This is a genomic window from Kosakonia sp. LAM2021 (assembly GCF_016620385.1).
GTDB lineage: Bacteria > Pseudomonadota > Gammaproteobacteria > Enterobacterales > Enterobacteriaceae > Kosakonia > Kosakonia sacchari.
The window spans coordinates 786,285-798,282 of sequence record NZ_JAENHT010000001.1 but is presented as its reverse complement, the minus strand read 5'-3'; the positions used below and the strand labels follow the sequence as shown (position 1 = coordinate 798,282).

The following is an 11,998-nucleotide window of genomic DNA, read 5'->3' as shown; positions in this document are numbered from 1 at the left end:
CTTATTTATTCTCCGGCGTCTCTTTTTTGACGACGGAAATACCCAGCTCAGCCAGCGACGCCGGGTTAGCGAAACTTGGCGCTTCCGTCAGCAGACAGGCCGCCGCCGTGGTTTTCGGGAACGCAATCACATCACGGATGTTATCGGTGCCGGTCAGCAGCATGGTCAGACGATCCAGGCCAAATGCCAGGCCCGCATGTGGCGGTGTACCGTATTTCAGCGCATCCAGCAGGAAGCCGAACTTCTCGCGCTGTTCCTGCTCATTGATGCCCAGAATGCCGAATACAGTCTGCTGCATTTCGCCGTTATGGATACGCACCGAACCGCCGCCCACTTCATAACCGTTGATAACCATATCGTAAGCGTTAGCAACAGCATCTTCTGGTGCCGCTTTCAGCTCAGCCGCCGTCATATCTTTCGGCGAGGTGAACGGGTGGTGCATCGCGGTCAGACCGCCTTCGCCGTCATCTTCAAACATCGGGAAGTCGATCACCCACAGCGGTGCCCATTTGGCTTCGTCGGTCAGATTCAGGTCTTTACCCAGTTTCAGACGCAGCGCGCCCAGCGCATCGGCAACCACTTTTTTATGGTCCGCGCCGAAGAAAATCATGTCGCCATCCTGCGCGCCGGTGCGCTCAAGGATCGCGCTAACGATTTCAGCGTTCAGGAATTTCGCGACCGGGCTGGTGATCCCCTCCAGTCCTTTTGCCGCTTCGTTAACCTTAATGTAAGCAAGGCCTTTCGCCCCATAGATTTCGATAAACTTGCCGTAGTCGTCAATCTGTTTACGGCTAAGTTGTGCGCCACCTGGCACACGCAGCGCAGCAACGCGGCCTTTCGGGTCGTTTGCCGGGCCGGAGAAGACTTTAAACTCGACCGCTTTCAGCAAGTCGGCAACGTCAACCAACTCCATCGGGTTACGCAAATCAGGTTTATCAGAACCGTAACGGCGCTCGGCTTCGGCGAAGGTCATAATCGGGAAGTCGCCCAGATCCACACCACGAATTTCCTGCCACAGTTCGCGTACCAGCGCTTCCATTACTTCTCGCACCTGCGGCGCGGTCATAAAGGACGTTTCCACATCGATCTGGGTGAATTCCGGCTGACGGTCAGCACGCAGGTCTTCATCGCGGAAACATTTGACGATCTGATAGTAACGGTCGAAGCCGGACATCATCAGTAGCTGTTTGAACAGCTGCGGGGATTGCGGCAGCGCGTAGAATTTGCCTTTGTGCACGCGCGAAGGCACGAGGTAGTCACGCGCGCCTTCCGGCGTTGCTTTGGTCAGCATCGGGGTTTCAATATCGAGGAAACCGTGGTCATCCATAAAGCGACGCACGAAGCTTGTGATCTTCGCGCGGGTTTTCAGGCGCTGAGCCATTTCCGGGCGGCGCAGATCGAGATAGCGGTATTTCAGACGCGCTTCTTCGGTATTGACGTGGTTGGAGTCCAGCGGCAGCACGTCGGAACGGTTGATAATGTTCAGCTCAGTGGCGAACACTTCCACTTCACCGGTTGCCATATCTTTGTTGACGTTTTTGCCGTCGCGCGCACGCACGGTACCGGTAATCTGAATGCAGAACTCATTACGCAGTTCAGAGGCGAGCTGGAACGCATCCTGACGGTCCGGGTCGAAAAACACCTGCACGATGCCTTCACGATCGCGCATATCAATAAAGATAAGGCTACCGAGGTCACGACGACGATTGACCCACCCACAAAGCGTTACTTGCTGTCCCACATGGGACTGATTGAGCTGCCCGCAATATACTGTACGCATGAGATATCCCTTAATTAGCTGCGCGCGACCCGCCGCCTGCGGGGCAGGCACTCTGGTGGCAGCTATTTTCGTATGTCACAACTGGATGAAAAAAGGGGGCTATTATACTGGAAATTCTGACTGACGATAAGCCCGCGACCGACTGTACGCGCGTTTGCTGCGCGCTTATTGCGCATTCTCACAAAATTTAACAAAATTTGTAAACCGTCCGCCCCTACATAACGCGTAAGGTATCCGCCGACGTCATTCATTTTTCAGGAGTTATTATGCTGGAACTCAATGCTGAGAAAACCGCACTGGTGGTGATCGATTTACAGGAAGGTATTTTGCCTTTCGCCGGTGGCCCGCACACAGCGCAGGACGTGGTTCAACGCGCCGCAAAGCTCGCGGAGAAATTTCGTGCCAACGGTTCGCCGGTTGTATTCGTGCGAGTTGGCTGGTCAGCGGATTTCGCCGAAGCGCTGAAACAGCCGGTTGACGCTGCAACAGGCGGTCATGCCCTGCCAGAAAACTGGTGGGTTTACCCGCAGGCATTGGGTAAAAAAGAGAGCGATATTGAAGTGACCAAACGCCAGTGGGGCGCGTTCTACGGTACCGATCTTGAATTGCAACTGCGCCGCCGCGGCATCGACACCATTGTGCTGTGCGGCATTTCCACCAATATCGGCGTGGAATCCACCGCGCGCAACGCCTGGGAATTAGGTTTTTCGCTGGTGATTGCTGAAGACGCTTGCAGCGCTGGCAGTAACGAGCAACATCAGGGTAGCCTGAAATATATCTTCCCGCGCATTAGCCGTGTTCGCAGCACGGATGAGATCCTCAGCGCGTTATGATGTATGTCGGCCTGCCACAATGGTCGCACCCCAAGTGGGTGCGCCTTGGCATTACCAGCCTCGAAGAGTATGCCCGTCACTTTAATTGCGTCGAAGGCAACACCACGCTTTACGCGCTGCCAAAAGCCGAGATCGTGGCGCGCTGGCGCGAACAAACCACCGATGATTTTCGCTTCTGCTTTAAATTTCCCGCCACCATTTCGCACCAGGCGGCGCTGCGTAACTGCCGCGATCTGACAGACGAGTTTTTTGAACGAATGTCGCCGCTCGCCAACCGGATAGGCCAGTACTGGTTACAGCTTCCGGCGACCTTTAGCCCGCGCGATCTCCCCGCTTTGTGGGCATTTCTGGACGCGCTGCCTGCAGGTTTCACCTATGGCGTTGAAGTGCGCCACCCAACGTTTTTCGCTAAAGGCGAAGAGGAAAAAGCGCTCAATCAGGGCTTACATGCGCGCGGCGTGAACCGGGTAATCCTTGATAGCCGACCGGTGCATAGCGCCATTCCGCACAGTGAAGCGATCATCGAAGCGCAGCGCAAAAAACCGAAAGTACCGGTGCATGCGCTGATTACCGCCAGCCATCCGATGGTGCGTTTTATTGGTAGCGACAATATGGAACAAAATCGCCAGCTGTTTGCCGTATGGCTGCAAAAACTCCCGTTATGGGAACAGACCACCACCCCCTATTTGTTTTTGCATACGCCGGATATCGCCCAGGCACCAGAACTGGTGGAAACTCTGTGGCAGGGTTTACAGGCCGCTGTCCCGAGCGTAGGCGATGCCCCTTCTCTTCCGCTGCAATCTTCTCTTTTCTGAACGAACCACCTATCATTGTAAAGCGGTCACCAGAGCCTTAAAGGGAGTTAGTATGGTTAGCGCGCTTTACGCCGTGCTGGGTGCATTGTTACTCATAAAATTTTCATTTGACGTTATTCGCCTGCGCACGCAATACCGTGTTAGCTACGGCGACGGCGGGTTTAGCGAGCTGCAAAGTGCGATACGCATTCACGGCAATGCAGTCGAGTACATTCCCGTCGCCCTGATTCTGCTGCTTTTTATGGAGATGGACGGTGCACAAACGTGGTTGGTGCATGTTTGTGGGCTGCTGCTGATCGTCGGTCGTCTGATGCATTATTACGGCTTTCACCACCGCCTGATCCGCTGGCGTCGTTCCGGCATGGGCGCAACCTTTTGCTCATTGCTGCTGATGGTGCTGGCAAATCTGTGGTACATGCCCTGGGAGTTGGTTTTCTCCCTGCATTAGCGCACAATACGCCCCTTTGTTTTCCCGGATATTTACACTATGTCTCACCGCGACACGCTTTTTTCTGCGCCTATCGCTAGCCTGGGCGACTGGACTTTTGACGAACGGGTAGCCGAAGTCTTCCCGGACATGATCCAGCGTTCCGTACCGGGTTACTCCAATATTATCTCGATGATCGGCATGCTGGCGGAGCGCTTTGTTCAGCCTGCCACACAGGTCTACGATCTCGGCTGCTCACTGGGCGCGGCAACGCTCTCGGTGCGTCGCAACATTCACCACGCTGATTGCAAAATTATCGCCGTCGACAACTCTCCTGCCATGGTGGAACGCTGCCGTCGTCATATCGATGCCTATAAAGCGCCAACGCCCGTTGAAGTGATTGAAGGCGATATTCGTGATATTCACATTGAAAACGCCTCGATGGTGGTGCTCAACTTCACCTTGCAATTTCTTGAGCCGGACGACCGCCTGAAACTGCTGCAGAAAGTTTACCAGGGGCTGAACCCTGGCGGCGCGTTAGTGTTATCGGAAAAATTCAGTTTTGAAGACCATACCGTCGGTGAACTGCTGTTCAATATGCACCACGACTTTAAACGTGCTAATGGCTACAGCGAACTGGAGATCAGCCAGAAACGCAGCATGCTGGAAAACGTGATGTTGACGGATTCTGTTGAAGCACATAAAACCCGCCTGCGCACAGCCGGATTTGAACACAGCGAACTGTGGTTCCAGTGCTTTAATTTTGGTTCGCTGGTGGCTCTGAAGGCGGTTGAAGCATGATTGAGTTTGGCCGTTTTTATCAGCAAATCGCCACCGGTACGCTCGCGCACTGGCTGGAAACGTTACCCGCCCAGATCGCCGCCTGGCAACGTGAAGCATTGCACGGGCAGTTTAAGCAGTGGAACAACGCGGTGGAGTTTCTGCCGACCATCACGCCTGCAAATCTGGATCTGCTGCACAGCGTCAGCGCGCAAAGCGCCGAACCGCTCAGCGCCGGTCAACTCAAAGGTATGGAAACGCTGCTGCGTAATCTGATGCCGTGGCGCAAAGGGCCGTTTTCTCTGTATGGCATTGATATCGATACCGAGTGGCGTTCCGACTGGAAATGGGAGCGCGTCCTGCCGCACCTTTCCGATCTGAAAGGCCGCACCATTCTGGATGTCGGCTGCGGCAGCGGTTACCACCTGTGGCGCATGGTCGGCGCGGGTGCGCAGCTTGCCGTTGGTATCGATCCAACGCAGTTGTTCTTATGCCAGTTTGAAGCCGTGCGTAAGCTGTTGGGCGACGATCGTCGCGCACATCTCTTGCCGCTTGGCATTGAGCAACTTCCGGCGCTAAACGCCTTCGATACCGTGTTTTCCATGGGCGTGCTCTACCACCGCCGTTCACCGCTTGAACATCTGTGGCAGTTGAAAGATCAGTTAGTGAAAGACGGCGAGCTGGTACTGGAAACGCTGGTGGTGGAAGGCGATGAAAATACCGTGCTGGTGCCAGGTGACCGTTACGCGCAAATGCGTAACGTCTATTTTATCCCTTCTGCGCTGGCGCTGAAAAACTGGCTGGAGAAATGCGGTTTTGTCGATGTACGCATTGCAGATACCAGCGTTACCAGCACCGAAGAGCAACGTCGCACATCATGGATGGTCACAGAGTCACTGGCCGATTTTCTGAACCCGGCAGATAACAGTAAAACCGTTGAAGGTTACCCGGCTCCGGTTCGCGCGGTGTTGATTGCCCGCAAACCGTAAGATAAAAAAAGGCCCCTGTTAATGGCAGGGGCCTGGTACAAGCAAGCATCATATTGGGCGACATGATGCGCGGTAAAAACTGTTATGGGCGATGGTGCAAAATCATCTCTTTCATCACCGCCACCGCATCGCCATCCACACCGTAGCGGGCATATTCATCCGCACTGGCATCTGACGACATCGATAATCCTGGATTGCGATAGCGCATCGGCGAGGCTGTCCAGCGGCCTGCCGAGCTATGCACCTCTTTGATACCCGCATGGAGAAAGGTTTCAAGGTTATCCGGACGCACGCCTGCGCCGGCCATAATGATTGGAACACCAGACCGGGCATTTAGTTCCGTGATTAATGAAAGTCCTTTTGCTGCCGACGGCTGCTGACCGGATGTGAGAATACGTGCGATGCCTAATTCCGCTAAATTATCAACCACCTGAAGTGGGTTGGCGCACATATCGAACGCGCGATGAAAAGTTACCGCCATCCCTTGCGCAGCCTGCATAATGTCCTGCATACGCACAATATCCACATCCCCCTCTTCCGTCAGCACACCGGTGACCAGCCCGGGGAAACCCAACTCACGGAGCATCTCAATATCGCTCAACATGGTGGCGAACTCATCGGTCCGGTAGCAAAAATCCCCACCGCGCGGGCGCACGATCGGGTGTACGGGAATGGTCACCGCCTGACGAATCGCTTTTAACGCGCCAAAGGAAGGGGTTAAACCGCCCTCTTTCGGCGCGGCGCAAAATTCAATGCGATCGGCGCCATATTGCTCAGCGATCACCGCGTCATCGACGCCATAACAACAGATTTCCAGTAAGGTCATTTCATCTCCCTCTCTTCACCATGGCTCGCTTTCCGCTTGCTTCACTGCTCGCTCGCGACAATCTCTTCAATGGTCCACGGATGAAACTTCACGGTGACTTTGCCATCCGTCACCGCCAGCGTTGGATTGGGCAGCCGTTCACGCTCGCCTTTTGGTGAACTGGTTTTCACCGAAATCCCCGGCTGGCTTAAACCTTCATCTGCCAGCAGCGCTAGCGCACGCGCGTTGAGCGTGGCGATATCGCCCGGCAGCACGATTTCAACATGCTCCCACCCTTCATGCGGGTAGCGCTTTTCACCCGGCCACGGCAACTCAATCACCGTAAACTTCCAGTGGGCGACGCACACCGGTTCATGCAGTTTGAACAGGCAAATCGGCCGACCATTAATGATGTTTTCCGACAGCAGTTCGCCGCATTGCTCAAAGCCACGCCGCCAGCGCTCCGCCGTGGTGTTCTGGTGACAGCGCAACGAGATGTGATCCGCATTTAAGGGTGCGATATCCAGCCCCAAACGGGTAGTTAAATTTTGCAAATCTTGGGTAAACCGTGGCAAATCTTCCACGATATCCTGCAACTCTTCGACGGTTTGCCAGGTACGCATAACAGTGCTCGCAAGTCATAACAAAGCGCATAATCTACCGTGTTATGCAGTGCTGACGCCACCGGGCATTTGCAGTATACTCCCGCCTTTATTAAACACCCGGACGCCGCCTCAGCGACGCGGTGTCCTAAAAGTAAGGTATCCCGGTGAATATTCAGGCTCTTCTCTCAGAAAAAGTCAGTCAGGCCATGATTGCAGCAGGCGCGCCAGCCGATTGTGAAGCGCAGGTTCGTCAGTCAGCAAAAATTCAGTTTGGCGACTATCAGGCTAACGGCGTGATGGCAGTGGCGAAAAAACTGGGCATGGCGCCGCGACAACTGGCCGAGCAGGTTCTGTCTCACCTTTCTCTTGACGGGATTGCCAATAAAGTTGAAATCGCCGGTCCTGGCTTTATCAATATTTTCCTCGCGCCTGAATTTCTCGCCTCGCAGGTAGATGCGGCGCTGAAATCTGATCGTCTGGGCGTAACAACACCGCAGCCGCAAACCGTGGTTATCGACTACTCCGCGCCGAACGTGGCAAAAGAGATGCACGTCGGCCACCTGCGCTCAACCATCATTGGCGATGCGTCGGTTCGTACGCTGGAGTTCCTCGGTCATAACGTGATTCGCGCCAACCACGTCGGCGACTGGGGCACCCAGTTCGGTATGTTGATTGCCTACCTTGAGCTGCAGCAGCAAGAGAATGCCGGTGAAATGGCGCTGGCCGATCTTGAAGGTTTTTACCGCGAAGCCAAAAAACATTATGACGAAGACGCGGCGTTTGCTGAACGCGCACGCGCTTACGTGGTGAAACTGCAAGGCGGCGACGAATATTGCCGTGAAATGTGGCGCAAGCTGGTCGATATCACCATGAGTCAGAACCAGAAAACCTACGAACGCCTGAACGTGACGCTGACCCGCAAAGATGTGATGGGCGAAAGCCTGTATAACCCGATGTTACCGGGCATCGTTGCCGATCTGAAAGCCAAAGGTCTGGCGGTCGAGAGCGAAGGCGCGACCGTGGTGTTCCTGGATGAGTACAAAAACAAAGAAGGCGAACCGATGGGCGTCATCATCCAGAAAAAGGATGGTGGCTACCTGTACACCACAACGGACATCGCCTGTGCGAAATACCGTTATGAAACGCTGCATGCCGATCGCGTGCTCTACTACATCGACTCCCGTCAGCATCAGCACCTGATGCAGGCCTGGACCATCGTGCGCAAAGCCGGTTATGTGCCGGATTCCGTGCCGCTGGAGCACCACATGTTCGGCATGATGCTTGGCAAAGACGGCAAGCCGTTCAAAACCCGCGCGGGCGGAACAGTGAAGCTTTCCGATCTGCTGGATGAAGCGCTGGAGCGCGCGCGTCGTCTGGTGGCAGAAAAGAACCCGGATATGTCTGCCGACGAGCTGGAAAAACTGGCCAACGCGGTCGGTATCGGCGCGGTGAAATATGCAGATCTGTCGAAAAACCGCACCACCGATTACGTTTTTGACTGGGACAACATGCTGGCCTTTGAAGGCAACACCGCCCCGTACATGCAGTACGCTTACACCCGCGTGCTCTCCGTATTCCGCAAAGCGGGTATTGAAGAGAGCGTGCTGGAAAACGCACCTGTGGTGATTGGCGAAGAGCGTGAATCCCAGCTGGCCGCGCGTCTGTTGCAGTTCGAAGAAACCCTGTCCGTCGTTGCCCGTGAAGGTACGCCGCATGTGATGTGCGCCTATCTGTACGATCTGGCGGGTCTGTTCTCCGGCTTCTACGAGCACTGTCCGATCCTTAGCGCCGAAAGCGATGAAACCCGCTTAAGCCGACTGAAGCTGGCCCTGTTGACGGCAAAAACACTGAAACTCGGTCTGGATACGCTGGGTATTGAAACCGTTGAGCGTATGTAATCGCCTCCGTTTTTAGCCATAAAAAACCCCGGTTAACCGGGGTTTTTCTTTTTGCGCCTCTCAGAAATATTTGCGCAGATACTCCGTCAAACAGAGCATCGCCATCGCCTGGCCGTAGGGCATGGAGGTCAGCGGGATCTGGCGGTAAAATTCCAGATTACTGCCCATACCGGTACCAAACGACACCTGCAATAACTCCCCTTCCGGCGAAATATTTCCCACAATCGCTTTCACCGCTTTTTCCGCCACATCCGTGTAATCGGCGCTGATATAACGCTTACGCAGCGCTTTCAGAATGCCATAAGCAAACCCGGCGGTTGCCGACGCTTCCAGATAAGAATCTGCATCGTCGAGCAGCGTATGCCATAACCCGCTTTCATGCTGACACTTCGCCAGCGCGGCGATTTGCGCATTCAACACCTGGACCAGATAACGGCGCACCGCATTGTTTTCAGGCAGATCGACAAGCTCAAGGAAATCCGGGATAACAATGGTCAGCCAGCTATTCCCGCGCGCCCAGCGGGCGTTGGCAAAGTTATGGTGACCATCGTAATTCCAGCCGTGGAACCACAGCCCGGTTTCCCTGTCCATCAGGTTCTGCACATGCAGCAGGAACTGATACACCGCCTCTTCCACATAGTCTGGTCGGTTGAGCAATTTGCCGATTTTCACCAGCGGCAGCACGGTCATCATCAACGTGTCGTCCCACATCTGCTGGTGATTCTCCTCCGCCAGCGTAATGTGCTGCATCCCGCCGCAGTCGGTGCGCGGCATCTCGTTCATCGCCCATTCAGCCCAGCTTTCCAGCCATGGCAAATAGCACGGATTGCCGGTCTCTTCATAGCGATACGCCAGCGTCAGGAACGGTGCCATGGTGTTGACGTTTTTGGTGGTCGCACCTTCTGCAAAACGGTCGGCGAACCAGTTATCAATCACCTCGCGCACGCCCTCTTCCCCGGTCTGGCGGTAATACTGGTACATTCCGTACAGACCTACGCCGTGCGTCCACTCCCAGCCAGCCCAGCCTTTGGTATCAATCACGCGCCCATCGTCGAGACGGAGTAAGAACTCGCCGGTGTTGTCGTGAATATTGACCAGGTTATGCGTCACCTTGCGGATCAACGCTTTCAGTTCATCACGGGCGATAAAACGCTCTGGCTGACGCAATAACGGGCTGTGTTTGACAGGCCAAACCTTCATATTCTTAACCTCAGTTGTAAGTCGATTTCAGTGACGCGTCTTTCAGCGATGGCGCGGCAGGTTTATTGCGATTCAGATAGCCGATATTGTTGTTTCCCCACAGGGATTCATACGGCATGCCCGCCAGCATTTCGACGGTTTCACGCGCCTGCGGAGTGATGCTTTCTGGCATCGCGCGGCCGCTCTGGCGCATTTTTGCCGTTTCTTCACGCAGCACGCTGTGGGTTTTCAGGTTCAGCTTGAAGCGTAAGGAGACGAGGAAGCCACAGCACAGCACCGCAATGGTGCCAAAGCACATGATCATCAAAATGGTGTGGCTCACTTCTGGCACCTGGGTTTTCTGCCCGGAGACAAAACCAGAAGCCTGCATCACAATCCCTACCAGCATCACCGCACCGGCCTGCGAAGCTTTACGAGTCAGCGTCATGATCCCGGCGAAGATCCCTTCGCGGCGCTGGCCGGTGACCACTTCGTCAATATCCGCAATGTAGGTATAAGTGTTCCACGGTACGTAGTTGATACCACCGCGTCCCAGACCGGCAACGGCGGAAACCAGCAACAGCAGCGAATAAACATCGCTCAAGCCGGCGTAGTAGAGCACGGCATACGAGGCGGCGCTCAGACCGAACAGCACCACCACCATGCGGTATGACGGCGCCGGTCCGAAACGGATGCACAGCGGGATCATGGCGATAACGGCGATGAACTGGAAAATCGCCATCGTGCCCAGCAAGTTGGAGGCCAGTGACGCTTCCTGCATCAGCACAAACACCACGTAATAGGTGAACACCGCGTTAAACACGTCCTGCGCAATATAGCCGCCGAGGTACATCCCCAGATGCTGGCGGAAAATCTTGATCCGCAGCGTGGAGCTGAGTTCGACAAACAGGCGACGCAAACTTTGCCCAAGCGTGAGGCTCTTTTTCTCTTCTTCCGCACGCAGCGCCGCTTCGGTCCACTCTTCGCGCGGACGCTCCCAGGTAAAGCACCAGACAAATGTCAGCATCAGCGCACAGAGCACCGAGAACACCAGGCTTGCGTAGAAAAAGGAGACCGGGTTGTCTTTACCAAAGTGTGACAGCAGAACGCCCGGCAGGAACGAGGCCAGAATCGCCGACATCTGCGCCATGGAGATACGCGCGCCGGAAAATTTGGTTTTCTGTTTAAAGTCGTCAGTCATTTCCGGTACCAGCGTTTCGTACGGCACCAGAATCATGGTGTAGACCACATCAAACAGCAGATACGTCAGCAGGTAATACCAGAAACTCATGTCCCCTACCCACATTATCGAGTAGCTGAACACACAAGGAATTCCCAGCATAATAAAGAACTTACGCCGACCGAAGCGTTTACCAAGCCAGGTCGAACCAAAGTTATCGGTTAAAAAGCCCATCAGCGGACTGACCACCGCATCCAGCACCCTTGCTGTCGCGAAGATAAAAGTCGCTTCAATAGGCGTCAGGCCGCAAAAGGTCGTATAGAAATAGAGTAACCATGCTGCGGTTAACGCGGTTGTGCCCGCACCCAGAAAATCGCCCGAACCATAGGCGAGATAATTAGCCAATCCAATTTTTCGTGTTTTCATTGCCGTCAACCCTGTTCATTTTGGGGGACCTTTGACGATCCGGCTTAGCCAAAGGAATTTCTTACACGGCTAAAGTAAGAGGATGTGCAACGGGAAACCTTTCTGTTTCTGCCATCAAAATTCCGCGGCTGGCAAAAATGCAAAGAGTGTCGATACGCGCTTCACTGATTTATAAAACAGCGTTTCTTTTGCATCAAAAGGAGGGGTCAAAAATGCGGGGCGGATAGCAAAATCCCGCCATTACGGCGGCATTTTCGGGCGAAAAACGAGCTAACTAATTG

11 protein-coding genes are annotated in these 11,998 nt (G+C 54.5%); 6 read left to right on the top strand and 5 right to left on the bottom strand.

The features are described from left to right. Position 1: 1 nt before the first annotated feature. Positions 2 to 1,780 carry an aspartate--tRNA ligase gene (aspS, locus tag JKP81_RS03770; RefSeq protein ID WP_200550635.1) on the bottom strand — a complete coding sequence of 593 codons (1,779 nt, stop codon included), beginning with the start codon at positions 1,778 to 1,780 and terminating at the stop codon, positions 2 to 4. 266 nt (positions 1,781 to 2,046) lie between these two features. On the opposite strand from aspS, the gene JKP81_RS03765 reads away from it, so the two are divergent. The 5 genes from JKP81_RS03765 to cmoB are packed head-to-tail and all read left to right on the top strand — an operon-like array spanning position 2,047 to position 5,624. After that, the gene (locus tag JKP81_RS03765) at positions 2,047 to 2,613 is read left to right on the top strand and encodes a hydrolase (RefSeq protein ID WP_200550634.1); all 567 of its coding nucleotides are present in this window, start codon (positions 2,047 to 2,049) and stop codon (positions 2,611 to 2,613) included. Next, on the top strand, positions 2,610 to 3,428 hold the full coding sequence (locus JKP81_RS03760) for a DUF72 domain-containing protein (protein ID WP_200550633.1): 819 nt from the start codon (positions 2,610 to 2,612) through the stop codon (positions 3,426 to 3,428). Before JKP81_RS03765 ends, JKP81_RS03760 begins: the two co-directional genes overlap by 4 nt. A gap of 52 nt (positions 3,429 to 3,480) precedes the next feature. Continuing rightward, positions 3,481 to 3,876, top strand: coding sequence for an MAPEG family protein (locus JKP81_RS03755; RefSeq protein ID WP_200550632.1), 396 nt, complete (start codon positions 3,481 to 3,483; stop codon positions 3,874 to 3,876). Between the two features lie 39 nt (positions 3,877 to 3,915). Beyond that, entirely contained in the window at positions 3,916 to 4,656 is a 741-nt protein-coding gene (gene cmoA, locus JKP81_RS03750; protein ID WP_200550631.1) for a carboxy-S-adenosyl-L-methionine synthase CmoA, read from the top strand. Beyond that, complete coding sequence (gene cmoB / locus JKP81_RS03745) at positions 4,653 to 5,624, top strand: tRNA 5-methoxyuridine(34)/uridine 5-oxyacetic acid(34) synthase CmoB (RefSeq protein ID WP_200550630.1); 972 nt, start codon at positions 4,653 to 4,655, stop codon at positions 5,622 to 5,624. The genes cmoA and cmoB overlap by 4 nt, the downstream gene beginning before the upstream one ends. Positions 5,625 to 5,706: 82 nt before the next feature. On the opposite strand, the gene cutC is transcribed toward cmoB, so the two are convergent. Next, positions 5,707 to 6,450, bottom strand: coding sequence for a copper homeostasis protein CutC (gene cutC, locus JKP81_RS03740; protein ID WP_200550629.1), 744 nt, complete (start codon positions 6,448 to 6,450; stop codon positions 5,707 to 5,709). A 41-nt stretch (positions 6,451 to 6,491) separates the two neighbouring features. Continuing rightward, positions 6,492 to 7,052 carry a VOC family protein gene (locus tag JKP81_RS03735; RefSeq protein WP_200550628.1) on the bottom strand — a complete coding sequence of 187 codons (561 nt, stop codon included), beginning with the start codon at positions 7,050 to 7,052 and terminating at the stop codon, positions 6,492 to 6,494. A gap of 146 nt (positions 7,053 to 7,198) precedes the next feature. Here JKP81_RS03735 and argS point away from each other — a divergent pair, with 146 nt between their 5' ends. Then, positions 7,199 to 8,932 (top strand): arginine--tRNA ligase, encoded by a 1,734-nt coding sequence (argS, locus tag JKP81_RS03730; protein WP_200550627.1) that lies wholly within the window; start codon positions 7,199 to 7,201, stop codon positions 8,930 to 8,932. A gap of 60 nt (positions 8,933 to 8,992) precedes the next feature. Here argS and JKP81_RS03725 read toward each other — a convergent pair whose 3' ends face one another. Both JKP81_RS03725 and JKP81_RS03720 read right to left on the bottom strand, forming a co-directional pair. After that, a complete protein-coding gene (locus JKP81_RS03725) occupies positions 8,993 to 10,132 on the bottom strand; it encodes a glycoside hydrolase family 105 protein (protein WP_200550626.1) in 1,140 nt (379 codons plus the stop codon). A 10-nt stretch (positions 10,133 to 10,142) separates the two neighbouring features. After that, positions 10,143 to 11,717 carry an MFS transporter gene (locus tag JKP81_RS03720; RefSeq protein WP_017458300.1) on the bottom strand — a complete coding sequence of 525 codons (1,575 nt, stop codon included), beginning with the start codon at positions 11,715 to 11,717 and terminating at the stop codon, positions 10,143 to 10,145. Positions 11,718 to 11,998 lie beyond the last annotated feature (281 nt).

What these genes read in the sequence shown, in the direction of transcription:
- JKP81_RS03765 (WP_200550634.1), top strand. Translation starts at nt 2,047, where the DNA reads ATGCTGGAACTCAATGCTGAGAAAACCGCACTGGTGGTGATCGATTTA.
- JKP81_RS03725 (WP_200550626.1), bottom strand. Translation starts at nt 10,132, where the DNA reads ATGAAGGTTTGGCCTGTCAAACACAGCCCGTTATTGCGTCAGCCAGAG.
- aspS (WP_200550635.1), bottom strand. Translation starts at nt 1,780, where the DNA reads ATGCGTACAGTATATTGCGGGCAGCTCAATCAGTCCCATGTGGGACAG.
- JKP81_RS03720 (WP_017458300.1), bottom strand. Translation starts at nt 11,717, where the DNA reads ATGAAAACACGAAAAATTGGATTGGCTAATTATCTCGCCTATGGTTCG.
- JKP81_RS03735 (WP_200550628.1), bottom strand. Translation starts at nt 7,052, where the DNA reads ATGCGTACCTGGCAAACCGTCGAAGAGTTGCAGGATATCGTGGAAGAT.
- JKP81_RS03760 (WP_200550633.1), top strand. Translation starts at nt 2,610, where the DNA reads ATGATGTATGTCGGCCTGCCACAATGGTCGCACCCCAAGTGGGTGCGC.
- cmoA (WP_200550631.1), top strand. Translation starts at nt 3,916, where the DNA reads ATGTCTCACCGCGACACGCTTTTTTCTGCGCCTATCGCTAGCCTGGGC.
- cmoB (WP_200550630.1), top strand. Translation starts at nt 4,653, where the DNA reads ATGATTGAGTTTGGCCGTTTTTATCAGCAAATCGCCACCGGTACGCTC.
- cutC (WP_200550629.1), bottom strand. Translation starts at nt 6,450, where the DNA reads ATGACCTTACTGGAAATCTGTTGTTATGGCGTCGATGACGCGGTGATC.
- JKP81_RS03755 (WP_200550632.1), top strand. Translation starts at nt 3,481, where the DNA reads ATGGTTAGCGCGCTTTACGCCGTGCTGGGTGCATTGTTACTCATAAAA.